This window comes from Marinilabilia salmonicolor JCM 21150, assembly GCF_000259075.1.
GTDB classification, from domain to species: Bacteria; Bacteroidota; Bacteroidia; order Bacteroidales; family Marinilabiliaceae; genus Marinilabilia; species Marinilabilia salmonicolor.
Window position 1 is genome coordinate 111,922 of sequence record NZ_AJKI01000030.1, and the last position, 24,426, is coordinate 136,347.

The following is a 24,426-nucleotide window of genomic DNA, read 5'->3' on the forward strand; positions in this document are numbered from 1 at the left end:
CAAAGCAGCGTAGCTGAGCGCCGATCCGCCGTTAGAGACAAAAATGGCAGATCAGCTTTTGCTATGCCGCTGTTCATTAAAAGAACCCTCCACAGCTATCCAAAACGAACCTTTCCTGAGGGATTCTAAGTATTGACCTTCTCAACATGTCATAAATGCATTATTCCTCAACTTTTCTTTGGAGCAGTCACCCACAATGATGGAGCTTTAAAATTCATTGCGAACAAAGAGAGACAATCCCATTTCAAAAAAACAGGTTCTCAGGACTCCAGTGATAATTTATGAACACCTTATATTAGAATGCTTCGGGAATATTATCTAACTTTGAAGCTGATTAAAAGACAAAATTCCATGATAAAATCGATGACAGGTTTCGGGAAGTCAGTATGTGAACTTCCAGCCAAACGAATAACCATTGAAATAAAATCCCTAAACAGCAAACAACTGGACATCAACACCCGGATTCCAAATCTCTACAGGGAAAAGGAACTGATAATGCGCAACATCATCAGCCAAACTTTGCAGCGAGGAAAGGTGGATGTCACTTTTTACGTAGAATCAATGGTTCCTGACAAAATACCTCAGGTAAATGAAGAAGTAATCAGTGCATACCACAGCCAGTTAAAAGGAGTCGCAGAAAAATTAAATATTGGAGATTCTACCGACTACCTGCGCATCATAATGCCACTGCCCGATACCATGAAAACCATGCCTGCAGAACTGGATGAAGAAGAGTGGAAAGCAGTCTCGTCTGCATTGGTTGAGGCCATTGAACAATTGGATAATTTCCGCACGCAGGAGGGTGATTCCATGCAAATGGATGTACGCGAACGCTGCACCAACATTGCCGCTTTACTGGAACAGGTTGCGCCCTTTGAGACACAAAGGACCGAAAAAATCAAAAACAGAATCAAAGAAAATCTGTCAGATTTTTCCAGTAACGGCACTGATGAAAATCGTTTTGAACAAGAATTAATTTATTATCTGGAAAAACTTGACATCTCAGAAGAGAAAGTCAGACTAAAAAACCACATCAATTACTTTAATGAAACCATGGAAGAGAATGGTCCGGTAGGGAAAAAACTGGGCTTTATCACCCAGGAAATGGGACGTGAAATAAACACGCTGGGATCCAAAGCAAACGACTCAGACATTCAGCATATCGTTGTGAAAATGAAAGATGATTTGGAAAAAATTAAAGAGCAAATTCTCAACATCCTTTAGTTATGACCAATAATAGACTCATCATATTTTCAGCTCCTTCAGGCTCTGGAAAAACAACCATTGTCAGGAGTCTGATGCAACAAATTCCGGAACTGGCTTTTTCTATTTCTGCTACCAGCCGGCAGCCCCGCGGCAAAGAAAAGGACGGTGTTGATTATTATTTTCTGAACTGTGAGACCTTTAGAAGAAAAATCAACAGAGGTGAATTTCTGGAATGGGAAGAAGTTTACGAAGGAACTTACTACGGAACGCTAAAGAGTGAGGTACAGCGGATTTCTTCCGAAGGAAAAGTTGCAGTATTTGATGTGGATGTGGTTGGGGCAACCAACATCAAAAAACAATTTGGTGATGGAGCCATGGCCATCTTTATAAAGGCTCCAACTCTGGAAGCCCTGGAAGAACGACTTCGAAACAGAAATACCGATTCTGAAGAGACCATCAACAAACGTCTGGATAAAGCAGAAAAAGAGTTAGGATATGCAAGGTTTTTCGATAAAATCATTATTAACGACAACCTTGACATTGCTCTGAAGGAAGCACTGCAAATAGTAAGGCAATTCATCACTCAATAAATTACTCCATTATGCAGGAAACAGGGTTACTATTTGGTTCGTTTAACCCAATACATATCGGTCACCTGGCGTTGGCCAATTACCTGCTCGAATATACGTCGCTCGATGAGATTCAGTTCATTGTCAGTCCACAGAATCCCTTCAAGGAACAATCGGATCTGGCGGATGGACAACACCGGCTGCAAATGGTAAGAATGGCTATTTCCCGGGAAAAAAGATTTACTGCATCAGATATTGAGTTTGACATGCCTCTTCCATCCTACACATCAAAAACCCTGGAACTTCTGAAGAAGGCAAACCCCGACCAGCAATTCACCCTGATTATCGGAAGCGATAATCTTTTGGTTTTTCCACGCTGGCATGAAGCAAACAAAATATTAGAAGAATTCCATATTCTTGTTTATCCAAGACCTGGATTCCCCGCGGAAGATGCAGAAAAAGACATTCTCAATAAAGTAACACTGGTAGATGCCCCTCTTCTGGACATCTCATCAACACTGATACGAAAAGCTTTCTTTGAAAATAAAAAACTACCTTACCTGGTGACTCACGATGTCTATGACTACATAAACAAAAATAAACTTTACCAAAAGTAACCATTTTCCTTCCTAAACAATAACATCAACAGTCAACACACAAAAAAGCCGCATCGACAATCAATGCGGCTTTCAGTATTATATATCACAAAACCTGTATTACTGATTCTCAGCCAGCCAGCGTTCAGTATCCATTGCTGCCATGCAACCTGTTCCTGCTGCTGTAACCGCCTGTCGGTAAACAGTATCCTGCACATCTCCACAGGCAAATACTCCAGGCACATTGGTTTTTGTAGTACCCGGTACAGTCTGGATATACCCCACCTGATCGGTTTCCAGATAATCCCTGAAAATATCTGAATTGGGCTTATGGCCAATAGCAAGGAAGAACCCGTCAATCTTAATCAGAACTTCCTCCTCCTCCGGGCTACCTTTTTTCTTCACCAAAACAGCCCCCTCAACGACACCATCACCAAAGAGTCCTTTAGTCTGATGTTCCCAAAGAATTTCGATATTTGGCGTATCAAAAACTCTCTTCTGCATCACTTTAGAAGCACGAAGTTCATCCCGACGAACAATCAGATATACTTTACTGGCAAGCCCGGCCAGATAAATGGCCTCCTCTGCAGCAGTATCGCCACCTCCAACAACAGCAACATCTTTTCCACGATAGAAAAACCCATCACAGGTGGCACAAGCAGAAACACCTGAACCTGAATATTTCTCTTCATCCTCAATACCGAGATATTTGGCAGTAGCACCGGTAGCAATAATCAGGGAATCAGTTTCGATAATCTTTTTATCATCGATGGTAACCTTGAAGGGACGCTCAGAAAGATCAGCCTTTGTTGCCATTCCGAAACGAATATCCGTACCAAACCGTTCAGCTTGATTTTTCAAATCTTCCATCATTTCCGGGCCGGTAATTCCCTGTGGGTATCCGGGGAAATTTTCAACCTCAGTGGTTGTGGTAAGCTGTCCTCCGGGCTGAAGGCCTTCATACATCATCGGTTTTAAGTTGGCCCTTGCTGCATAAATGGCAGCCGTATAGCCTGCAGGTCCTGATCCTATAATCAGGACTCTTGTTTTTTCCACATCAGTTATCTCTTTATCCTGACTTTGCCCCTCTGAAGAGTCGGCATCCAGGTTGTCCATTTTTCCAAATAATGCCATAATTATTGAATGTTTATTTATAAAATTCCACTAACGCATCTATATTTCTACATATTTCAAAAAGAATACCAAAAACCGATTTCCGGAAGTTTGTCAAGAAAACCAACAAATTCTGACAAGAAGTCAAACCGGAGTGACAATTGTGCAGACCGAAGTGTCATCCCCCATTATCAAAAACCAATGAATCGGGTGAAACATTATATCCTGTCACCAAACCAAGACCTCCGCTTACATTATTATATATCCTGATAGGATCGATAATAGGCAAATCATAGCCATATTCGGCGACTACCCTGCTCCGGTAATAATCGTAGAAACCCCGGGTATGCGACAACAACAAAAAGAATATTTTTCTGGAAGCCCCGTTCTGTTCAGGCTCTGAAGCATATTCCACCGGAAGATCTATTTTAAGATTATAATGCTCACCATTAAATAAGGTATCGGAAAAACAACCATCAAAATCAATTTCACCAATAAGACTTCCTTCTTTCCCCTGCACAAAAAAGACAGGATCATTTTTGTCATAATTAATCTTTTCCTGTTCACAGTCCATGCCACCTTCTTCTATCCTGCATGTTTGCTCAAAAACAATCAACTGATAATAATTCTTTTCTGCAGGCGGATCTGAAATAGAAAGCGTACAATTAAGCACCCACTTCTCACCATTCTTACTATCATTTCTCAACACAGTACTTGTATCAGACAACAAAAATGGAACAGCATCCGGAATAACCGTTTTTCCTGAAACTCTCTCTCCGCTTCCATCAGCAGCCTCAATCATAATAGAATCTCCGGGTTCAAAATTCACTTCCGGTCTGTTAGCCCAAGCCCTATCGAAAGGAAAAATAAAATCATCTACAATCCTATTATTCTGATAAATGGTCACACTTCCGTTGTAAACCCTTTCAAAATCGTCCACAGAAAGATGGCTCACACTTTTACTCAAATGCACCTGCATAACAGAATCGGGCGCGATAAAAGAGTATAAAACCAGGCGACCTCCCCGTTCTTCCATCTCTAGTTCAATCTCCTTTTCACACGAAAAAGAGAGCAATGCCATCAATAACAGTATAAGCCAATTCTTAAACACAATTATCAAAACTTAAATGAATACCTTACATATGGAATAGGGAACGGGAAAAGGCTCAACTGTTTTAGTTGTCGCATTGCACTTCCCTCCGGATTGTTTTCACTTTCGCTAAAATATAACAAAAATGGATTTTGACGCCCATATGCATTAATAACACCAAAACTCCAGGTCCGTTCACCTCTTTTTTTCTTTTTAGTAAAATTAACACCCAGATCTAACCTGTGGAAAGAGGGCATACGATAATTATTCAATGATCCAACACTCTCAGAATAACCAAATTCAGAAGGTTTCGTCCAGTTTAAAGCAGGAGCATAATATTTTTCTTCAGGCAAAGTAACAGGATTTCCGGAACCAAACATCCAGGTCAAACTACCGGTAACACGATTGTTGAAACGATAATTCATAAACAAACTGGCATCATGTCTTCTGTCAAATCTTGCAGGAAATGACTTGCCGCTATTCAGCTCAGGAAAATGAACCATTGTACGAGCATAGGTATATCCAAGCCATCCGGTAAGATCTCCTTTATTTTTTTGCAACAGCAATTCACCTCCATATGATTCACCGCTTCCGGTCGTAAGTTTATCTTCCCAGGTGGTACTGTAATCGAAAAACCCGGTACTCTCTTTATAGGCAAGGATATTCTTGTACGTCTTGGCGTAAGCTTCCAGTGAGAGAATAAAACGCCTCTTTTGACCAAGATGGAAATCTACACCCAAAGTTGCCTGATCAGAATGCATAGGCTTAATCCGATCACTTACCGGCAACCACAAATCAGTAGGCAAAGAATAACCGGCAGTACCAACCATATGCACAAATTGTGACATTCGGGAGACAGTACCTTTAATATCTGCGGAATTGGTAAGCACATACCGCAAAGACAATCTGGGTTCCACGGACCAGTAGGGTTCTCCCTCACCAAGAAAAAGAGCTGAATGAATACCCGCATTGACAAAAAACCGGTTGTCTAGCGAAAATTCATTTTCCAGATACCCCCGGTACTCCTGACCTGAAACAAGGACATCACTTACGGACTTCTCTTCTGTTGTCCCTGAAGCACCGGATTCCTTAACCAAATCAACACCCGGATTAAAACGATGAACAACCCCGCTGGCACCAAATCTCAGGATATAATTAGAACGGTAAAAGTTTTCAAAATCAGCCTTAAGGGTGAAATCCTGTATTCCACTAAGGTATCTTTGCTCATATGTATTCAGCACTTCCTGCGCCTCATCACTTTGTTTGAGCCCTATGAAAAAACGGTAATTGGAATAAGTAGCCGTAACATTTGAAAACAATTTGGGTGTCACTACGTAATTCCAACGCAAAGCACCGGTAAAGTTACCCCACCCGGCATTACTCTCATCATTAATGGTAATATTGTCTGTTAGCTGATTATCACCAACCCTGACATCAAAATCCCTGTAATTGTAAAGTGTATAGAGTTTATCCCGCCCCCAATAGGAGCTAAGGAATATTTTACTCCGTTCTGAAACTTCATGACTAATTTTCCCGTTCAAATCAAAAAAGTAATAATTTGTTTTATCATCAGCACCTAATTGATATAGAGCAGCTAAAGCGTCTACATAAGTCCTGCGGAATGAAAGTGCAAAAGTTGTTTTATCATTAAAAACAGGTCCATCAAGCGAGACACCTGAAGAAAGTAACCCTAAAGAAACACTTCCACCAACCTTTTCTTTCCTTCCCTCTTTCATACGCACATCAACAACCGATGAAAGACGCCCTCCATATCGGGCAGGGAATCCGTCTTTGGTAACCGAAACCTGATTTACGGCATCCGTATTAAAAATGGAAAAGAACCCCAACAAATGACCCACATTATAAACCGGCACATCATCCAGCAGGACCATGTTTTGGTCAGGTCCCCCACCCCTGACAAACAGTCCGGTAAAACCTTCAGAGCCACTTTGAATTCCCGGAAGCATCTGAATTCCACGCATCAGATCAGACTCTCCGAACAGAGCCGGTGCATCGACAATCCGATCCATGGATACCCGGGCTGCACCGAAGCTCCCTCCTCTCAACATATTCGGCATTCGCGAGCCTAGTATAGAAACCTCCGGCAATTCTATATTAGGTTTCAATAAAAAATAAATCACGGTATCGGAAGTGAGCTCAAAATGCTTTTTTTCAGCATTATAGCCCACATAAGAAGAATACAAATCTACCGGCCCTCCCTGAAGAGTCAGACTGAAAAAACCATAATAATTGGTGGCAGTTCCCTCATATCGGTTCTCACTAAAGACATTAGCCCCAATCAAACGCTCTCCCGATCGGGCATCACTCACATATCCCAGTATGGTAAACGATTGTTCCGAAAGTTTTAGTGGGCGCACAATTAATTTATTCCTCCGTTCAACAAAGTCAAAGGGACAATCACGAAAAATATCATGAAGAAAACCAACCAGTGTGTTTCGGGACGAAGAAAGAAAAACATTCTCCTTTAAGCAAAGCCTGGAACTGTAACTGATTATAGTTCCACTCTTCTCCTGAAGATGTTCAATCAATTCAACGGAGGAACCTCTGGTTTTATCCACCACAAACACCTCTGATTCAGCAGTCTGAGCGACGCACAAAACAATGGTCATTGCCCACAGGACAACGACCATCACATATTTAATTATATTTTTGATTCCAGGCATCAATCTCAAGAGTGTATTCAGTCGTTGAATAAACTCCCGAAATTACTCAGAGATTATCAAAACTCCTCCATTTAAGATAAATTTTTTATCAAAATGAATTGCAAGTTCGTCTAAAACCTCTTTAATATTCTGATTCCGAAAGGATGTTGTAACCAACACATCGCTTTGCGTATTGATTTTTACATCATTAATTTCCTTGTAATGATTTTTGAGAATTTTGGCAATTTTATCCAGGGGACACTGTGAAAACTTTAATTCTCCGGTTTTCCAGGCAAGGAAGTTATCATCCTTTATGGGAGCAACCATCAATTCACGATTCTGAACCACTGCGGAATTCCCTGCAAGTACTTTTTTAGTGTGTCTGCGATATTGAATGGCCACGGAACCTTCGGTAACATTCAGTTCCATTTTATCCAGCCCCTCACCTGTCTGCAAATGAAAAGCAGTTCCAAGTACCTCAACATCCACGCCTTCGGGTGATTTCACCAAAAACGGGTTTCCGGTATCATGAGTAACCTCAAAAAAACCTTCTCCGTCGAGCGAAACAGTCCGTTTTCCATCTTCAAAGTTCTTCAGATATTTTAGCGATGAATAGTTGTTCAGATAAACGATACTGTTATCCGGCAACCTTAAGGAATCAATCTGTTCTCCTGTCTGAAAAGCACTCCAGCGTCCAAATCCGGGTACATTCCAGTAAACATACACTGCACTGCTCACTGCAAGCATCACAATAACAGCTGCAGCAATACGTGAAAACGCAGTGAAAATTCCTATTTCCCGTTTCTTTCCGGGGAAGTTAATCCGCTCACGAATAGCATTCCAGTCCCTGGATAACAGGTCTCCTGACAACATGCTCTGATAATCTGCATCCCAAACTTGTTTGAAATCTTCCAAATACTGCTTGTTTTCTGCTGACTCTGACCGCCAATCTTCAATTTGACGAATCTCAGCAGATGTGCAATCTCCGGAGAAATATCTGACAAGTAAGTCAGCATTTATGGGTCTTAATGTTTCCATAAAAAAATTTTTCGGCACATCAATGTCTTTACAAATAATAAAGATCTACTCAATGCTTCCGAACTCATGAACCTATTAATGAAATTGCATAAGTCCGAATAATACCGGGTCCTCTTCTTTTATCTCTTCCGACGGGGAAACAGCCTCAATCTTTTTATTTTCCATTACTTCATTAGCTTGCTTTGCCAACTCTTCATCGGCCGGTGTGCCGATAATATCGGCAAATAGCTGTAATAAGAATTCCATAATTCCTCTTTTTTAAGTAACTAATTAAAAAAAGCCAAGCTTCCCCATTCATCTATTAAGACAATCCGGAAACCTTTCACACGTATCCGGTTTTTACTTTAAAATGATTCTAATTAAAGCATCCAGCGCAATCACACTCCCGACTAACGACAAGAACCCGTGGATCAACAGGTCTTTACGTATTTTCTTAAGTGCCTTACTGATTTGAGTTTCAACAGTTCTTTTTGATATGGACAGTTGGTCAGCAATTTCACCATTGGCGACACCATCACGCCGGCTCATGATAAATATTTTCTGACACTGAGGTGGTAAGGCATCCACGACCTTTGCAATTCGGTTTTGCATTTCATCCACACCTGAGATCTCTTCATACGCATCCCCTTCAGATTGTTCCTCAAAAATCCTGTGATGATGCTCACGTTGCATTTTATCCCGCTTTAACACGTTTAATGCCCTGTTACGAACTGATTGATAGAGATGTGCCTTTAGTGAAGTATGAATACTGATGCTTTCCCGTTTGTCGTAAAGACTTACAAAAACATCCTGCACCACATTTCTTGAGGAGTCGAGATCGTTTAGAAACCGAAAGGCAAAAGTAACCAACAACTGGTAGTAAGCATCAAAAAGATGGCGGAATGCTGATTCATCACCGGCAGCAATCCCCATGAGAAGTTGATTTTCAGACAACTCTCTATGTGCCAATGTATCAATATGCTGCTTTTTCCCCCGGCCCAATTGTGATAAACTTTAAAATTTCGGATAGCTATTATGCCCTACTACAGGTTTCCATTAACAATCGTACAAAAGTAACGAATTGAAGATGATTTTATCTAAAAAATATGCGAAATTTGATGTTTAACTGCTTGTCAACTTTTGTTGTTGTTAACTTCATTTAATCAGCTAAAAAAAACCGGAAAAGGTTCAACATTCTTAAACCGTTGGTTGAATATAAGCTGAATTACTACATATAGGTAGTAAAGCAGGAAATGGAGGAGTTTTATAGTGGTATCAAAGGTACAGCCAGGAGAGAACCTATATTAAAATAGCCTGAAGCGTTGGCCCCAGGCTATTTTTCTCAGCCCTTAAAACGGTTTACAATTAAGTTGTTTTGCTTATAAATCAGATGTTAGAATTTATAAATAAAACCAATGGCTGTATTTAGCAGATACTCCTGTACTGAATAACCATCATTTATTCCAAATTTAAACGAAGAGGTATCATTACTGCTGCTAGTGAAGGCAAAAACAGAAGGCATAAGCATATTAAACCCCCAATTTTCATTGAATGCGTAAGTTATACCCGGACGCACTCTCAGTCCTATTGAATTAGAACTATCCATTGAAGTTCCATCGGCAAATTCCCCCCCATAAAAATTCAGAGGCAATTCCCCTTGTCCGAAAATTTTAAAATTCCCTAAATTGGCAAAGGAGTATCTTGCAAATGGAATAATTGATGTTGTTGTGTTTTTTTGTGTGCCTGCAGGATCCTCATCTTTAAGCGTGGAAAATCCAAGCCTTCCACCTATAGCCCAACTACTGTTAAGATTATAGCCAAATTCAGGCATCAAGGTTGTTCTTGATGTCGTTAAATCATTGGATGTGTTGCTGGAAATATTAATTGTACCTCCAAGCCACATAGTTCCTTCCTGAGCAGATGCAGAAATAAACATAATCAATGTAAAAGTAATAGAAAAAACAATCCGTTTCATAAATAATGTTTAATGATTAGTTAAAAGAAGATTAGAACTTAATTTATAGAAATTATTGTATCTAAATATAGAAAAAGGATGCATAATTCAATCCCAAAATTAAGCAACAATATTTTGTATTCATAAATAATCCGTTGCATAAGCCCCTGCCAATCAAAATTCGCCTGTTGATAAAGCAGAGCTGACAGGCATTTTTTTAAAACTTTTCCAACCATAATAAATTTTACTCGTCTTGAAGAAAAGAATTTTTTACCCGAATGTTCTCTTGATGGTTTTACTCCGTTTTGGAGTACCCCGTGTTGTTGATCGTTGAGGTTTGATTTACCAGGAAAGAATGTTTGTCATAACCAAACTTTAACATCAACCTATGAAGAATATTTTACTCCTTTCATTATTTATTTTCTCACTTTCTTCCCCGGCCCAAAATCCCGGAATTTTACTGAATACAACAAACTGGTCAAAGGTAGATTTAAAAAGCCTTTTGTGCGAAGAATTACCTACCTGCCGTGCAATGGTAAGCACTCTGACACACCCCGGCATTGGCAAAGAATCTACCGCCACCTGCTCTAAAATGATAATCTTAAATGCCACCTCCTGAGAGAATGGCAGTATTATATAACAATCTAAAAAAATAAAAATGACTTATTCAACTAAAGTTTTAAAGGGCCTGATTGCCGTATTGACAGTCCTTATGTTTGTACAGTGCGAGAAGGATGAAACCTCTCCAAAGCAAGACAATACCATCCAAATGAATGGAAATGATTTTACCATATCTTCCGCCACAATGATGGGTGTGTCTATTGGCGATAGCGGACATACGGGAATAGCACTTATCAGCGCAAGTGAGACGCAAGCCAATTCAATAACCATCGACGTGGAATCATTTACTCGTGAAACGATTGAAGGAGCTTATGCTTATCCGGAAGCTGAAGGCAAAAAACTACTTGACGATTGGTTGACAAACTATTCCGTTTTTGATGGCTCAACAATGGAATCGTCGAACCTTGAAGCCGGAGAAGTTACCATCAATCATAATGGAGACAACAATTATACCGTTGAAATGAACCTGGTAATGGTTGATGGTGTGATTTTTTCGGGTTCGTTTACAGGTGATTTTCAGGTGATGTTTAATAATCAATGATACACCCATCAGACTTCTTATTGGTGTCAAAACGAGCATAAAAAAAATTCAATAATCATGACCATTGCTTCGATTTGCTTTGGCCGAATTCAAAACAAAACCTTGAAATGAAAAAAACATTACTTGTCTTTACCGTACTTAGTATTTTTATTGTCAACTGTCGTGCCCAGGAAGATATATCACAGTATTTTGATGACGACGGCATATCCGAATACAGCAAATTAGTAAAAATTGGAATTGATCTTTTTAATGGAGAATATTCTGTATTGTATGAAAAGGAGATAATTAGAAATTTGTCCGTTGAAGCATCTATGGGATTGATTTCTATTAGTCGCCAAAGTAACCTGCACAATTACGACCCTCGTTATGATCTCCCTCAATCGGGTACCGGAATCTTCTTCGCTGCCAACATCCGTCTATATTTAAGGGAATATTACGAACAATGGTACATCGGGGTTCAGCCCAAATTAAATATTATGGGGGGTAAGCTAATGACCGACATTGTCTTTTTTAACGGTGGATATCAACTTCCTCTTCAAAAAAATTTAACGCTTGATATTAATCTAGGTATGGGCGTTAGAACATACAAATACAAAGAAGAGGTTACATCTGTTATCACTATCGAAGAAGGGGATTCACACTTCTATTTTCCGGCAGCAATAAAGCTTGGATACGCATTTTAATTCTCAAAAAAGCTAAGATTATGAAGACAATACTGATATTTTCACTTATAATATCTGCAACATTTTGCTTATCGGCAGAAGAAATTAATTACACCGTAAAATCTACCAAAGTGGAATGGAATAAATTACCGAGGGGTAACACAGGGCTGAAGGCGATTGGATCCATCAATGATCGTGCCTACATTCTGTTTCAACCCTTTATTGCTATCCACAACGGACCCACCATAGGAGGTGGAAATTCGGGCCATTACATAGGAATGTTTGATAAAAATGTTAATCTGGTTAAAAAAACAAAACTGGATCTTGGACCGGATGGTAAGAAGGTTGATTTTGAGGGTGCTCAAATCATCAACAATAAAATTCTCGCTTTCTTTTCCTTTCAAAATGAAAAAAGTAAAAGTCACTACCTGTTTTCCCGCTCAGTTAACCCTGAAACACTTGAGCTGAATGATGATGCAAAAATGATTGGGGAGCTGGACTATTCAGGAATCAGTAAATACAAAAGAACTTCGGTTCAATATGAGATCTCAGAAGATGAGAGTAAAATAATGTTTTTTTATACCGTTCTAAACAGAAAAAATGAGCCCCTGCGTTTTGCTGTTTATGTTTATGACCACAACCTTAATTCATTATGGCAGAACAGTGTGGTTCCAAATTTTAAAGAAGGTGTATTTAGCTATAAGCAATTCCGGGTTGACAACAATAGCGATGTGTATTTATTGGGAGCCCATTATGCAGATAAGAAAAACTACTTTGATTCGGGTAAGTTTAATGCTTATAATTTCTTTTCGAAGGATACCTATTTTACCGATGTTCCAAACTTCACATATCAGTTATATAAATTCTCGGATGGTGGAACTAACGAAACCTCTTCGGACATTCATCTCAATTCGAAATTTGTAAGAAGTATGAATTTCAACGTAATAAATGGGAGAACGCAGGTTAACGGAGTCTTTTCTGACCCTGAAACCATAAGTGCAAGAGGTGCTTTTGCCTTTACGCTGGATGTTGAAAGCGGAGAAAAAACTGAAATGACCTTTGAAAATTTCTCAGTTGACCTGATAGAAGAAGGGTTTTCTGAAAAACAGTTAAACCGCTTTAGACGCAGTTTAAAAGATAAATCGGAATACGACCCGTTTGATTATCACGTAAGCGAAATTAAAACGCTGGATGACCGAACTAAATATTATACAGCCGAACAATTTATCACCGGCACAAAAAAAGAACAAAGTGGCAATCAGATAACTTATACTCCTATCTATCACCACAACAACGTGTTCATTATACTTTTAAATGCAGATAATTCAATAAAAGGTATTGAAAAGATAAGCAAAAACCAATACTCTTTAAGGACTTCCAAATACAATTCCTTTATTGATTTTGAGAAAAATGGGAGCTTGTATTTTATTTACAATACCATAGAAAAGAAAGATGGGTTGTTTAAGAATGCCGAATTAGGCGAGACCTATATCACAAAGATTGATGGTAGCGGAAAAACATCGGAAATATATAAAAGTCCTGAATCCTCTAAAACTCCTCTAATGATGCCTGGGACAAAGGTAGAACTTCACAATCATTCAATACTGTACGGTATGATGTCAGGCAACTTCAGAAATTATATGTTCGAAATTATTGATGTTAAATAGTATCTGTCCAGCTGTTCCAAAGTCCCGCAAAGGCAAAAGATTCTTCTTCCGGAAGGGTAAGCAGGTATTTTTGCTTTGATTTAGCCATTTCCATTCATAGAAACCATCGGCCAGGACCAGACACTGCTTCAACAGTGAAGGTTTGAATGATGGTTTTCGATCAAGCGTCTCCAGTCTTGCGTTAAGCGTGCTTTTGCGGATATTGGCATCTTTGGCCCAGTAGGGAATGAGGCCCCATGAAAAACCCTGAATAACATCATTCCGGTCATTGGTTATAACCGGAGTAACCGGAAATGTAAACGAATTGAAAACATCAGGCGTGTACCATTCAGGAGTCAGAAATCTGGCTTTAAAGCGATCTTCGAGTTGATTGAAAGTCTTGCTGTTTTTGGTTCTGAAGCACATGAATTTTGATTTTCAGGCAGATATACCAGAGCAATTAAAACAACAGCAGTCTGGGCCATACCCAAACCGCTATTGTCTTTATATTGTGTGCTTTTATTTAGTGGCTGTTCATAAACTAAGCGTTTTTCGGGTGTTTGAAATAGAAAGTTCAAATTCAAGGCATGTGAAAAATCTAAACCGCAGAATACTAATGTATTTGAGGATTTAGATTTTGAGCAACAACGCAGAAGTTGGACTTTATAGACAAACACTATTTTATTTCGATTTCATGTTCCCAGAATGCACCACTAATATCAGTAATTTTTAGCATATATGTACCTATGGATAAACCGGTCAGAGCATCATCGTACAAATTCAGTGTTGCTATGGCCCCCAAAGGAACAATTAAACTATGTTTACCGGATTTTATTTCGGAAACATAATAATTGGAAATACTCTCCTCAGGCAACGAAGCCAAATCATCCTGATCATACTGCACAACCGCATCACCCTGATCATCGAGCAACTCAATATTTATTACCCAGGAGCCATAAACATCGACACCCTCTGTTCTGAAAACATCAAAAGAAAGGGTTGAATTGTCAATCCTTCCCTCAGTAATATCAAGCTCAGGCTTTACCGACTTATTGTGAAGAGGGCCCCATAAACCACCATGAAATACCTGATTGGTCATCAAAGTCATCCCAAGGATAAATATGGAACCACCCAGAACAAATTTTGGGAAAATGCTTTCTTTTATGGGCAAAGTACCTGATCCAACCCAGGCAAACCACTTTTTTGCAGTAAATGCAAAATTGTTTTTCATCATGTAATTATCCAAAGAGTAGCTTCCACTTCCTGTCAGAAACAAAACAAAACCTGTCGCTATCCCGAGAACGCCGATTTGCCATTCATCCAAACAGGTTGTTCCTATCCATCCGGAACCCAGCAAAATGCCCATTGCTAAACTAAATACTCCGACACTCATAATCCGGGTAAACAAACCAAATATGATAAACAATCCTACAATACCTTCGATAATGGTAAACAGCACCATATTGATCCAGAGTATATCAGGGTTTTCCACTAAGAATTGAATAATGGGTTTTATTCCCAGCGCATTGGGTAAAAAATGGTTGAATTTTTCGCCTATATAACCTGCAGTTTCAGGATCCAGTTTATCGACCAAAATGGTTCTTCTCCAAAAGGCTGAAAAATAGGTCCAACCAATTACCAATCTTACTGCCAGGGACATCAGCCCGGCATCATTTTTTATGTTAATATTTGCCATAGTTAATCTCGTTAAAAAAAAATAGTTCTTACCTGCTGCAAAAAACTGCAGAACAGAATTTGAAGTCCAACCACAAACCGGCAGACTATCTCAAGGTAATTCCTTAAAAAAGGCTGGAATTATCTGTAATTGAACACACACCCACAAAACGGGCTGACCATCTTCTGGGCAGAAATCAATTAGAAATAAACCTGAAGATTCTGATGTAGAATGTATAAAGGAATTTCAGAAACCGGTTGTCGGGTTCCTGATGGTTTCTGTGTAGTAGTATCTTTAAGAAAATAAACAGTAAACTCACCCCTATCCGTTCTCAATATAGGAAAGAAAGGATGCCTGACAGTGGGTTCAGAGATGGCTTGAATGGTCTCAGAAATCTCAACCGTCTTACAAATGGACTGAGAAATGGCTGCCTGACTCTTGTTTAAGACGTTGGTTTGAGGAACCCCTAATTCAGCCTCTATAGAATTTCGAACCTTGCAAGGTGAGAGTAAAAGCAATATTACCAGCCCCAATACGGACAGGATAAACCGAATATTTCTTATTTCTAATTGCTCTCTCACTTGTTCAATTTTGCAAATTTAGAATGTAACATCTATACTTGAGAAATTGTTTGCAGAACAAAACGAGTATGACAATGATTGGTTCAATAAACGTATCTCTAAAACTTTAGCGGAGTTTAAGGGTTTTTGTTTCCTGCGAAACCCAGAATAATTGACTGAAAAAGTGGCCCATATTTTGTAAAAACAGAAACTGACTTGAATGGTGGTTCAAATTATACACTTACAGCAGCAAGCCAATTGTTAAGTGTGCCTTATGCTTTGCATGCAAAAACCTTCAAAATAGTTTCTGAAACCGATCCTGAATATTCTGGTAGCGAAGCAGCTAATTTCACCGCTTCCGACATTATTAATTTAAGTAATCTTTCAGGCACAAACAGTGGCGATCAGGATATTAGCGGTATTGGATCCAATACACAGGCAATACAAGATACTGCAAACCAAATACGGGGCGACATCCCAACGGTCACTACCTATTAATGCGAAAATAAAAGACTTCAGAAGACAGTTCAGAGGGGTGGTTGATGCGAAATTCATCCTTTACAGATTGTGTGAAATTTATGCATAGACCCAGGTTTTGCATGTGGTCCTTGATTTGGTCCGTGGCCCTTTGGAAACTTTTGTAGCCTTATATAGAACAAAAAAGGCTGTCCCTTTTGGACAGCCTTTTCATTTTCTACAGTCGGGATGAGAAGATTCGAACTTCCGACCCCTCGCCCCCCAGACGCAATTACTATATTTTCCCTTGTTTTCCTATATTTTCTTTTTAATTGTTTATCAGCCCTTTACAAATAAAAAATTTATTTTTTATTTCTTTATTTTTCCTATATTTGCATAAAACATGGCACTATAATGGCACCGAAATTATGGCAAGCATCAAAATTATTTTAAAAAAAGGGAAGAAATACAAAGATGGTAAACATCCAATTGTTTTAAGAATTCTTCATCAACAAAAACAAAAAATAGCTACCCTCGGGTTAAAAGCTAAGCCCGAAGAATGGAATGAAGATTTATCAAGATTCACCTCCAAGGTCAGGGATTTTAAAACAAAAAACCAGCTTATCGACAATATTGAAACCAGGAGTGAACAAATACTTAATACCCTTAAAAAAGAAAATAAACTCTTTTCATTTGAACTATTTCTGACAAGACTTTGGGATAAAGAAAAAGCAATATCACTCTTTGAGTTTTATGATATAATAATTGATGAACTAGAAGCACTCCAAAAAGAAAGCACTAAAAATATTTACCAAGCTTCATACAGCGCCATAAAAAAGTTTTGCAAAAACAGAGATGTTTCTTTTTACGAAATCAATTATGAATTCCTTAAACAATTTGAAGCTTTTCTGTTCAAAAATGGAAACACAGGTGGCGGGGTTCATCATCACATGAGAGATCTACGGTATATATTCAATGAAGCAATTCGAAGGAAACATGTGAGCCTAAGTGCATATCCCTTCTCAACACAGTTCAATAAAGATGGATACTCGCTATCGCATCTAAAGTCAAAGGCAACCCCAAGAGCTTTATCTGAAAATGACCTTCAAAAATTCAAATCCTTTGATGTGGAAAAATACCCTCATCTGTCTAAAGCATATTATTATTTTCTTTTCAGTTACTATGCCAGAGGGATGAATTTTGTTGACATAGCCCAATTAAAGAAAAATGACATTTATGATAACCGCTTAATTTACAACCGATCGAAAACTAACAAACGCTTAAACATCAAGGAAACCGAAAACATTCAAAGAATTCTTAAACATTTTAATGACACACCCGGAGATTATATTTTCCCTATACTTAATGAATTTCATCGGACAGAAACTCAGAAAACACATAGAATTAAAAAGATTCTAAAAAAATACAATTCTGATTTAAAAGAGATTGCCAAAATATTACAAATAAACATAAACCTTACTTCTTATGTCGCCCGTCACACCTTTGCAACAACACTTAAAAGAAATGGCATCAGTACTGAAATTATCAGTGAATCCCTTGGCCATAGCGAACTTTCTACAACTAAAGCCTACCTCGAAAAATTCTCAAACGAACTACTCGACAAAACAGACGATATCCTCTGATGAAACAAAAGGATCAAGTAACATCCAAGCAACCAACAAAAGAATCACAGCTCTAAACTTTCGTGAGAGTGTATATTATGCTGAGGATAATTCTAATTTCTTTAGAAATATTCATTTGACGATTGATAATTCTTTAACTAAAGAATTATCAATAAATACAAACCTAAAAGAGCTCTTTCCATTCCTAAAGCGACGGCCAAACAATATAGACGAATTCTTAATGCAGCATCATCTCATTGCCAGTCAATTGCAAAAGAAACTAACTCCCCTTACAATTCAGGAGGAATTAAAAACAGGCAATCATCCCAGATCCTTAGCTGAATACATTAAAAAGCTCAGAAACAGTGTGCTCTTACATACTGCATTAATAATTTCATCATGTGAAGACTCCCTATTTTCACTAACTCAGGATAGGTTGATAAATAAAATCTACCATAATGATTTTAATTCCAGATTAATTCAGCAACATCTGGATAGCAGTTATTACAATGCAGGATTTCATTTTGACCATCAAACAAAATTTGACAGGCTCTTTATCGAAAGAATAAAACAGTATCGTCTTAACGTAAGCAAAATTCCGTCATTAAACAAAAGACTTAAGATTTGGCAAGAAGAGTTAAGTCGCCTGGATAAATACGAAACAAGAAAAGGCTCTGAAAAACTCTTCATTCAGGCACCTCAATACAGAATAATATTAGAAATTGAAATTGAAATATTGAAAGAGAAACTTTCAGATGTAGGTGAAATTAATTTCGATTTTGTTACTAGTTACAAATGCTTTAAACCTATCCATGAATTATTAAAAAAGGATAACTGTATTGATATTTCATATAAAGAATTTATGGCAGTGTTTCAACAAAAAAAAGGCAAAATCAACTGGCTTAATAGTCCAACTAAATTAATCCAATTCATGGCTATTATTGAAAAAGAAACCACCATTTTTCATACAAAAAATTTCGAAGCGTTTATTCGTGAATATTTCACCTTAGAGGGGCAAAACATTAAAGGAGAATTATCCAATATTATTAATAGCAAAAAAGCCTCTTTATCGAGAGGGGAAGATGGTGCAATCTTTCACAAGAAGCTGACGCGCATAATACACTCCACACTAAAGAGTTACCTGCGAACATCTACGATTTGAAAAGTAGGGTAATTCCGACCCACTAGTTTTTTAATCCTTTCTTTTGCTTTGATTTGTTGCATCAAAACAATTAAAAAAAACAACAATACTATGGAAGCAATTGAAAGGCTCGAAAGAAAAATCGACGAACTACGGACAGCATTTCTTTTCAAGAAAAGTATCCTGACCCTTAAGGAAGCCTCAGAGTACACCGGGCTGTCATTATCGTACCTGTATAAGTTGACCCACACAAACGCGATTGCCCACTCCAAGCCAACCGGTAAAAAGATCTACTTCGAACGGGAGAAGCTTGACGCCTTTATGAAAAATGGAGCAGTAAAAACCATTTCGGAACTGGAAGAGGAAGTTTATTCTCACGTTAATAGGAATCGCAGAAAAAGGTAGCGACACGTAAGGAGCAAGCCATGTTGTAGCTACGGAAAACCCGTATCTCAACGCTTGCATTTTTCTACACTTCGATTGAAAAAAGTGTCTCGGTATGGCTCGACCAAAAAAAGAAATTGAGGAATTAAGAATCCATCAGGTAAATATTCGCCTGACCGATATTGAAAGAGAATATGCAGAAAAACAAGCTGAGCTTTCAGGACTAACTGTCGCTAAATGGTTGCGTCGAGCTGCGTTTTCAAAAAGACCGTTGGTTCTATCTAAAGTTACTCCAATGCATCGAGCTTACTATAAGCAATTGGTTGGAATTTCTACGAATATCAACCAAATAGCGAAAAACCTCAATCAGGGAAAATATACAAAGATATTTTCCGGTATAACAGAAGCCAACGTTCTTCTTCGTCAAATCGCTAGACTTCTAACCGATGATAGGAAAACAAATTAAAGGAGCGTCCTTTCGTGGAGTGCTAAACTATATGGAGGCAAAAGTAAATGACGGGGTTGGCAAATTCATCGATTCTAATATGATGAATGATAATGCCCGGAATCTAGCAAATGAATTCGGAATTATCAGAAGCTTGAAGCCAAATATAAAAAAGGCCGTCTATCATTGCTCCCTGGCAATTGGCAAAGACGAAAAACTCACTGACGAGCAATTCAAGAAATTAGGTCAGGATTATTTAAAAGAAATGGGATTCGATAATTCTCAATATGTAATGTACAGGCATTTTGACCGTGACCATCCTCATATTCATTTAATTGCTAATCGCATTGACATGGATGGGAAAGTCGTAAGTGATGGAAGAGATTACCGACGAAGCGAAGAAACTATTCGTGAGCTGGAAAAGAAGTATAGCCTATCCCCTGTTCTGGAATCTAAATTCAGCAAAGAGTCCAGTCTTTCGAAGGGCCAAATAGAACTATATAGACGAACCGGAACAATTCCGGCCAAAAAACAAATACAGATCGTTCTAAGAAAGTCATTAACCAAGGCAATATCTGTAGCTGAGTTTGAAAAGAACCTTGCAGAATATGGGGTTTTGGTAAAGCACCACAAGAACAACCAGGGAAAAGTCTTTGGGGTCAGCTTTGAGTTAAATGGTCAGGCATTCAAAGGATCAGCTCTCGGAAAAGGCTATTCATGGACGAATATCAATAACCAAATCCACCTTAATCATGAAAGAAATAGAGGAAGCAGCCAGGAAATCCATAGAGGAGAGACGGCGAATCTTGACCGAACAAGTAGAAAACCTTCAGAAAACCAACGTCGCCAATATTCAGGAATTGAAAGAGGCCTTGAGACCAATAGCGGCAAACTTTCAAAAACTAATTATGGCCCTGAGGCAGGAGTCAATGAACCTTCAGGAACAACAGATAAAAGTTACCACCGGTATTCAAATGATGGAACAGCAAAAAACTTTCCTGGACAGGAAAACATCGGATTTGAGAAAAATGAGATTCCTACTGAATATCAGGGTAATGGCATTGGCCCTGGCAATCGGATTGGTCTCGGGGATAGGAATCTTTTTAATCCTTTTTTATCGTCTAATTCCCTGAAGGATGAGGATGAAGAACTACCAAGAAAGAAGAAAAAGAAAAAACGGAAGGGAAAGAATCCCGGAATCGGTATGTAATAAAAAAGGGTGGACTCCACTCCACCCTCTTTATTAAGTAAAAACTTAATTATTAATCTTTATGAAAGACAAAGATAAGTCATTTTTCATTGACTATCCACCTGTTGATGGAATAAATCTCATCAATCAGAATCAGGATTATCAGCTGCGGGTTAACAAGCATTTTTTTCCTCATACTACGACCGGAAAAAAGCAATTCTTGCTCAATGTCAAGGTAAATCAAACTTCATTTACCCAAGTAAAAGATTTGCCAGGGTATAGGATTGAGATCGAATTGACAAATATGCATTTAATTAATTCATCATTCCACTCAACGGCTAAATTCCTGTAATCATGACTAATTGGATAAATCTTAAGGAAAACTTATCGATATCGAAAGTTATTTCTGAGGAAACTGGTTTGAAAATAAGAAAAAACGGAGCAACAGTAATTTTATCATCCTGCCCCTTTTGTGGTTCCGGCAACGGGCCTAATAAAAGTTCTGCTTTTAGCATCAAGAACGATCGGATGTACAAATGTTTTGCATGTGATCAGGCAGGGGATGTAGTTAATTTCATTGCAGGACAACGCCAAGTATCTGATGGTGCTGCGATCAAATATTTATTAAATAAATATGGCGACGGGCTTAAAAAAGCATCTGAGATTCATTATTCTGAATGGGAAAAACGGTTGTATGCAATTAAGAATAACAGCAAAACTGAAGCTGTTAGCTATTTGGAGCATGAAAGGAGCATTAATGCCAACATACTCCCTAAGGGATGTTTCTATTATGATTCCATTCGGAAAGCGATTGTCTTTCCCAGTCATAATGAACAGCTTTTGAATCTCCGGTTCCTTAATCCTGAAAGAGGAAAAAGTAAAGCCATAAACCTGACTAATGGACCGCTGGTTCGTAAGAAAGATTGCCTGTATTCCGCGTGCTTCAATAAAAACGAAAAAACCGTTTTCATTACAGAAGGTGTAATAAATGCGTTGTCGTTATTTCCTTATTCTTCTATCAGCATTTTTGATTCGGGAAATAAGATTGAATTAAATCTGCTGACACCTTTTGTTCAGAACAAGAACGTAGTCCTTGCATTTGATGATGATGACGCAGGTGAGAAAGCCTTTAGACATTACTCAGATCTGATTAAGAACGCTAATATTTCTCTGGAAATACGAAAATTGATTCTACCAGAGAGCAATGAAAAGCGAAAAGACATAAACGATCTATTGATTGAAGGCAAGTTGGAACATTGGCTAAAACAGAATTCTAGCTATCAGCTTTTATACAGTAACAGGATCCTGAACCACATTAAAGAAACTTCAGAAGATATTGAAGAAATGTGGAATACTGAAGGATATTATAAAAAATGTGGAAAATACTATGGCCGAGACAGGAAAGGGAATAAAAGAGAATTATCCAATTTCTTAATGGACATAATTTATCATTTCCCCGATGGCTCAAAAAACTCTCTGCGCTACGTAAAGTTTCAGTCAAATGAATCCGGTCAGTTAGAAACCAATTTCACGCTTCTTGATGCAGAAACACTTACCTCAATACAAAAATTCAAAACTGCGATTTTTTCGATTTCAGAACTTCAATTTTTTGGAACTTCGAGAGACTTTGAGATCATAAAAAAAGGGCTTGGAAAAAAGACTCTAAAAGCTATCAGGATTGAAACTCTCGGATGGTCCCAAAAATATGGAATTTATATTTTCTCAAACGCAGTGGTGGCGGAAGATAAAATCCATATCATCGATCAATTTGGAATTGTAACACTAAAACAAGAAAAACTCTTTTTGCCGGCATGGAGTGAAATCTATAAAGAAAAGGACGCTTATGAAGCTCAAAGAGATTTCATATACAAGGAAACAAGTATTGATTTAGATATGTTCGAAACACTTATTGAAACGGCTTTTCAAGAAAAAGGCATCATCGGCTTCTTGTTTCTTCTATCTACTGTTTTTAGTGATATTATTTTTCGTGATATTGGTTTTTTTCCTATACTATTTTTATACGGGACATCCGGAAGTGGAAAAAGCTCGTTTACGAATTTTTTATTAGGGCTTTTCGGCAAGCCACAAACTCCATTATCACTTTCTGGACCTTCAACTGAAAAGGCTGTATTAAGAAAACTAAGCCAATATAGTAATGCATTAATTTTTCTAAATGAATACAAATCTGATAATGCAGGAAAGAATGATGACCTGATTGTTAATATTTATGATAGGGTTAGTTATGAAACCGCAATGTTTTCAGATGACAACAGAACAACCCAAAGAAAAATATGCTCTGGAGTCATTATTGACGGAAATTTTTTACCAGTTAAACATCCTAGAACATACTCCAGATTAATTCAGCTTGACTTTATGGACAAGTCTTATTCTGAAGAGCAGGAAAAAGCCTATAAAAGACTAGAAGATATCCTTATCGCTGAAACCTTTAGCGGTCTGTTAACAGAGATATTAAAATTTAGAAAAATTATGGATGCACAATTCCGGCAGGTCTATTACAAAGTAGTTAATGATGTGAAGAAGGAATATGCTGAAGTTCAATTTGACAATAGAATTTTGGTAAACTATTGTGTTTTGTTATCAAGCTTAAAACTCTTAAAAAATCCTTTGAAACTGAACATGGAATATGAAAAAACAAAACAAATATTAATGAAAACTGCTAAGGTTCAGCAATCGATTCTTACCCAAACAGGGGAGACAGAACAGTTTTTTGAAGCCATAGAAACCAACCTTCACACCGGAGAATTGCATTCTAAACATTTGCTTGATCCTGCTTGCTTGCATCTACATTTCGCTACAGCTTATATGGTTTATGCTGAACACATGCAAAAAACCGGCGGGCTTGCTATCGATAAACAAGCTATGAAGAAACTGCTAATGCGGCATCCATATTTTATTGAAGATGGGGCTGCAAAAAAAATTAACGGCAAAACTTATCGAGTGATCTCTTTTGACTTAAAAGTTCTTCCTCTAAACATATAAAAGAAAAGTAACTATTGTAACTCTAATTATAAGTTATAGATATTCAATTAAAAAAGGAATATTATCAGGTTACTTTTAGGTTATAAGTGGTTACATATAGTTACAATGCACAAAAAGGGATTGAAAAAGAAAAGAAGCCTTAGTAAAGAAAATTGGAATGGAATGTAACTTTTGTGACTTTTTGTAACGCAACAAAAACCACCTTAACCACTGTAAATCAACACAAAATAAAGAATGTCACAAAAGTTACATTTGAAAATGAAGGAAAGGATTCTA

25 protein-coding genes are annotated in these 24,426 nt (G+C 38.0%); 14 read left to right on the forward strand and 11 right to left on the reverse strand.

Annotated elements, in window-relative coordinates:
- Positions 1 to 351: 351 nt before the first annotated feature.
- The 3 genes from W7W_RS0114195 to nadD are packed head-to-tail and all read left to right on the forward strand — an operon-like array spanning position 352 to position 2,392.
- Positions 352 to 1,224 carry a YicC/YloC family endoribonuclease gene (locus tag W7W_RS0114195; RefSeq protein ID WP_025007072.1) on the forward strand — a complete coding sequence of 291 codons (873 nt, stop codon included), beginning with the start codon at positions 352 to 354 and terminating at the stop codon, positions 1,222 to 1,224.
- Between the two features lie 2 nt (positions 1,225 to 1,226).
- The gene (gene gmk / locus W7W_RS0114200; RefSeq protein ID WP_010664381.1) at positions 1,227 to 1,796 is read left to right on the forward strand and encodes a guanylate kinase; all 570 of its coding nucleotides are present in this window, start codon (positions 1,227 to 1,229) and stop codon (positions 1,794 to 1,796) included.
- A gap of 11 nt (positions 1,797 to 1,807) precedes the next feature.
- Entirely contained in the window at positions 1,808 to 2,392 is a 585-nt protein-coding gene (gene nadD, locus W7W_RS0114205) for a nicotinate (nicotinamide) nucleotide adenylyltransferase (RefSeq protein ID WP_010664382.1), read from the forward strand.
- Between the two features lie 99 nt (positions 2,393 to 2,491).
- Here the strand turns inward: nadD and trxB are convergent, their stop codons facing one another.
- The 8 genes from trxB to W7W_RS0114250 all read right to left on the reverse strand — a co-directional run bounded on the left by trxB (position 2,492) and on the right by W7W_RS0114250 (position 10,820).
- Positions 2,492 to 3,505 (reverse strand): thioredoxin-disulfide reductase, encoded by a 1,014-nt coding sequence (gene trxB, locus W7W_RS0114210; RefSeq protein WP_010664383.1) that lies wholly within the window; start codon positions 3,503 to 3,505, stop codon positions 2,492 to 2,494.
- A gap of 157 nt (positions 3,506 to 3,662) precedes the next feature.
- Entirely contained in the window at positions 3,663 to 4,565 is a 903-nt protein-coding gene (locus tag W7W_RS0114215) for a DUF4249 domain-containing protein (RefSeq protein ID WP_010664384.1), read from the reverse strand.
- Positions 4,566 to 4,600: 35 nt separating this feature from the next.
- Complete coding sequence (locus W7W_RS0114220) at positions 4,601 to 7,258, reverse strand: TonB-dependent receptor (RefSeq protein ID WP_010664385.1); 2,658 nt, start codon at positions 7,256 to 7,258, stop codon at positions 4,601 to 4,603.
- Between the two features lie 42 nt (positions 7,259 to 7,300).
- On the reverse strand, positions 7,301 to 8,275 hold the full coding sequence (locus tag W7W_RS0114225) for a FecR family protein (protein WP_010664386.1): 975 nt from the start codon (positions 8,273 to 8,275) through the stop codon (positions 7,301 to 7,303).
- Positions 8,276 to 8,350: 75 nt separating this feature from the next.
- The gene (locus W7W_RS23705; protein ID WP_169315025.1) at positions 8,351 to 8,521 is read right to left on the reverse strand and encodes a hypothetical protein; all 171 of its coding nucleotides are present in this window, start codon (positions 8,519 to 8,521) and stop codon (positions 8,351 to 8,353) included.
- Between the two features lie 93 nt (positions 8,522 to 8,614).
- The gene (locus W7W_RS0114235) at positions 8,615 to 9,187 is read right to left on the reverse strand and encodes an RNA polymerase sigma-70 factor (RefSeq protein WP_010664387.1); all 573 of its coding nucleotides are present in this window, start codon (positions 9,185 to 9,187) and stop codon (positions 8,615 to 8,617) included.
- A gap of 460 nt (positions 9,188 to 9,647) precedes the next feature.
- Positions 9,648 to 10,229 (reverse strand): outer membrane beta-barrel protein, encoded by a 582-nt coding sequence (locus W7W_RS0114240; protein ID WP_010664388.1) that lies wholly within the window; start codon positions 10,227 to 10,229, stop codon positions 9,648 to 9,650.
- 360 nt (positions 10,230 to 10,589) lie between these two features.
- The gene (locus tag W7W_RS0114250) at positions 10,590 to 10,820 is read right to left on the reverse strand and encodes a hypothetical protein (RefSeq protein ID WP_010664389.1); all 231 of its coding nucleotides are present in this window, start codon (positions 10,818 to 10,820) and stop codon (positions 10,590 to 10,592) included.
- A 46-nt stretch (positions 10,821 to 10,866) separates the two neighbouring features.
- On the opposite strand from W7W_RS0114250, the gene W7W_RS0114255 reads away from it, so the two are divergent.
- The 3 genes from W7W_RS0114255 to W7W_RS0114265 all read left to right on the forward strand — a co-directional run bounded on the left by W7W_RS0114255 (position 10,867) and on the right by W7W_RS0114265 (position 13,699).
- Complete coding sequence (locus W7W_RS0114255) at positions 10,867 to 11,370, forward strand: hypothetical protein (protein ID WP_010664390.1); 504 nt, start codon at positions 10,867 to 10,869, stop codon at positions 11,368 to 11,370.
- A 107-nt stretch (positions 11,371 to 11,477) separates the two neighbouring features.
- Positions 11,478 to 12,053 carry a DUF3575 domain-containing protein gene (locus W7W_RS0114260; RefSeq protein ID WP_010664391.1) on the forward strand — a complete coding sequence of 192 codons (576 nt, stop codon included), beginning with the start codon at positions 11,478 to 11,480 and terminating at the stop codon, positions 12,051 to 12,053.
- Between the two features lie 20 nt (positions 12,054 to 12,073).
- Positions 12,074 to 13,699 carry a hypothetical protein gene (locus W7W_RS0114265; protein ID WP_010664392.1) on the forward strand — a complete coding sequence of 542 codons (1,626 nt, stop codon included), beginning with the start codon at positions 12,074 to 12,076 and terminating at the stop codon, positions 13,697 to 13,699.
- Here W7W_RS0114265 and W7W_RS22285 read toward each other — a convergent pair.
- The 3 genes from W7W_RS22285 to W7W_RS0114280 all read right to left on the reverse strand — a co-directional run bounded on the left by W7W_RS22285 (position 13,652) and on the right by W7W_RS0114280 (position 15,934).
- Positions 13,652 to 14,104 (reverse strand): SOS response-associated peptidase family protein, encoded by a 453-nt coding sequence (locus W7W_RS22285; RefSeq protein WP_010664393.1) that lies wholly within the window; start codon positions 14,102 to 14,104, stop codon positions 13,652 to 13,654. The two genes, W7W_RS0114265 and W7W_RS22285, sit on opposite strands and share 48 nt — an antisense overlap.
- A 250-nt stretch (positions 14,105 to 14,354) precedes the next feature.
- Entirely contained in the window at positions 14,355 to 15,374 is a 1,020-nt protein-coding gene (locus W7W_RS0114275; protein ID WP_010664394.1) for a TQO small subunit DoxD, read from the reverse strand.
- 179 nt (positions 15,375 to 15,553) lie between these two features.
- Positions 15,554 to 15,934, reverse strand: coding sequence for a hypothetical protein (locus W7W_RS0114280; protein ID WP_010664395.1), 381 nt, complete (start codon positions 15,932 to 15,934; stop codon positions 15,554 to 15,556).
- 195 nt (positions 15,935 to 16,129) lie between these two features.
- Here W7W_RS0114280 and W7W_RS0114285 point away from each other — a divergent pair, with 195 nt between their 5' ends.
- The 8 genes from W7W_RS0114285 (at position 16,130) to W7W_RS0114325 (ending at position 24,150) form a co-directional block, all read left to right on the forward strand.
- Positions 16,130 to 16,411, forward strand: coding sequence for a hypothetical protein (locus W7W_RS0114285; RefSeq protein ID WP_010664396.1), 282 nt, complete (start codon positions 16,130 to 16,132; stop codon positions 16,409 to 16,411).
- Between the two features lie 386 nt (positions 16,412 to 16,797).
- Entirely contained in the window at positions 16,798 to 18,012 is a 1,215-nt protein-coding gene (locus W7W_RS0114290) for a site-specific integrase (RefSeq protein WP_010664397.1), read from the forward strand.
- Positions 17,894 to 19,153 (forward strand): hypothetical protein, encoded by a 1,260-nt coding sequence (locus W7W_RS0114295; RefSeq protein WP_157202491.1) that lies wholly within the window; start codon positions 17,894 to 17,896, stop codon positions 19,151 to 19,153. Before W7W_RS0114290 ends, W7W_RS0114295 begins: the two co-directional genes overlap by 119 nt.
- Before the next feature lie 90 nt (positions 19,154 to 19,243).
- On the forward strand, positions 19,244 to 19,537 hold the full coding sequence (locus W7W_RS0114300) for a helix-turn-helix domain-containing protein (RefSeq protein WP_010664399.1): 294 nt from the start codon (positions 19,244 to 19,246) through the stop codon (positions 19,535 to 19,537).
- A gap of 94 nt (positions 19,538 to 19,631) precedes the next feature.
- The gene (locus tag W7W_RS0114305; protein WP_010664400.1) at positions 19,632 to 19,982 is read left to right on the forward strand and encodes a plasmid mobilization protein; all 351 of its coding nucleotides are present in this window, start codon (positions 19,632 to 19,634) and stop codon (positions 19,980 to 19,982) included.
- Positions 19,963 to 21,171, forward strand: a complete 1,209-nt coding sequence (locus W7W_RS22950) for a relaxase/mobilization nuclease domain-containing protein (protein WP_010664401.1) — start codon at positions 19,963 to 19,965, stop codon at positions 21,169 to 21,171. Before W7W_RS0114305 ends, W7W_RS22950 begins: the two co-directional genes overlap by 20 nt.
- Positions 21,172 to 21,232: 61 nt before the next feature.
- Complete coding sequence (locus tag W7W_RS0114315; protein WP_010664402.1) at positions 21,233 to 21,502, forward strand: hypothetical protein; 270 nt, start codon at positions 21,233 to 21,235, stop codon at positions 21,500 to 21,502.
- A 2-nt stretch (positions 21,503 to 21,504) separates the two neighbouring features.
- The gene (locus tag W7W_RS0114325; RefSeq protein ID WP_010664403.1) at positions 21,505 to 24,150 is read left to right on the forward strand and encodes a CHC2 zinc finger domain-containing protein; all 2,646 of its coding nucleotides are present in this window, start codon (positions 21,505 to 21,507) and stop codon (positions 24,148 to 24,150) included.
- Positions 24,151 to 24,426: the final 276 nt, after the last annotated feature.

Coding starts and splice junctions, on each gene's coding strand:
- W7W_RS0114195 (WP_025007072.1), top strand. CDS start 352: ATGATAAAATCGATGACAGGTTTCGGGAAGTCAGTATGTGAACTTCCA.
- gmk (WP_010664381.1), top strand. CDS start 1,227: ATGACCAATAATAGACTCATCATATTTTCAGCTCCTTCAGGCTCTGGA.
- nadD (WP_010664382.1), top strand. CDS start 1,808: ATGCAGGAAACAGGGTTACTATTTGGTTCGTTTAACCCAATACATATC.
- trxB (WP_010664383.1), bottom strand. CDS start 3,505: ATGGCATTATTTGGAAAAATGGACAACCTGGATGCCGACTCTTCAGAG.
- W7W_RS0114215 (WP_010664384.1), bottom strand. CDS start 4,565: ATGGCATTGCTCTCTTTTTCGTGTGAAAAGGAGATTGAACTAGAGATG.
- W7W_RS0114220 (WP_010664385.1), bottom strand. CDS start 7,258: ATGCCTGGAATCAAAAATATAATTAAATATGTGATGGTCGTTGTCCTG.
- W7W_RS0114225 (WP_010664386.1), bottom strand. CDS start 8,275: ATGGAAACATTAAGACCCATAAATGCTGACTTACTTGTCAGATATTTC.
- W7W_RS23705 (WP_169315025.1), bottom strand. CDS start 8,521: ATGGAATTCTTATTACAGCTATTTGCCGATATTATCGGCACACCGGCC.
- W7W_RS0114235 (WP_010664387.1), bottom strand. CDS start 9,187: ATGGGGATTGCTGCCGGTGATGAATCAGCATTCCGCCATCTTTTTGAT.
- W7W_RS0114240 (WP_010664388.1), bottom strand. CDS start 10,229: ATGAAACGGATTGTTTTTTCTATTACTTTTACATTGATTATGTTTATT.
- W7W_RS0114255 (WP_010664390.1), top strand. CDS start 10,867: ATGACTTATTCAACTAAAGTTTTAAAGGGCCTGATTGCCGTATTGACA.
- W7W_RS0114260 (WP_010664391.1), top strand. CDS start 11,478: ATGAAAAAAACATTACTTGTCTTTACCGTACTTAGTATTTTTATTGTC.
- W7W_RS0114265 (WP_010664392.1), top strand. CDS start 12,074: ATGAAGACAATACTGATATTTTCACTTATAATATCTGCAACATTTTGC.
- W7W_RS22285 (WP_010664393.1), bottom strand. CDS start 14,104: ATGTGCTTCAGAACCAAAAACAGCAAGACTTTCAATCAACTCGAAGAT.
- W7W_RS0114275 (WP_010664394.1), bottom strand. CDS start 15,374: ATGGCAAATATTAACATAAAAAATGATGCCGGGCTGATGTCCCTGGCA.
- W7W_RS0114290 (WP_010664397.1), top strand. CDS start 16,798: ATGGCAAGCATCAAAATTATTTTAAAAAAAGGGAAGAAATACAAAGAT.
- W7W_RS0114295 (WP_157202491.1), top strand. CDS start 17,894: ATGGCATCAGTACTGAAATTATCAGTGAATCCCTTGGCCATAGCGAAC.
- W7W_RS0114300 (WP_010664399.1), top strand. CDS start 19,244: ATGGAAGCAATTGAAAGGCTCGAAAGAAAAATCGACGAACTACGGACA.
- W7W_RS0114305 (WP_010664400.1), top strand. CDS start 19,632: ATGGCTCGACCAAAAAAAGAAATTGAGGAATTAAGAATCCATCAGGTA.
- W7W_RS22950 (WP_010664401.1), top strand. CDS start 19,963: ATGATAGGAAAACAAATTAAAGGAGCGTCCTTTCGTGGAGTGCTAAAC.
- W7W_RS0114315 (WP_010664402.1), top strand. CDS start 21,233: ATGAAAGACAAAGATAAGTCATTTTTCATTGACTATCCACCTGTTGAT.
- W7W_RS0114325 (WP_010664403.1), top strand. CDS start 21,505: ATGACTAATTGGATAAATCTTAAGGAAAACTTATCGATATCGAAAGTT.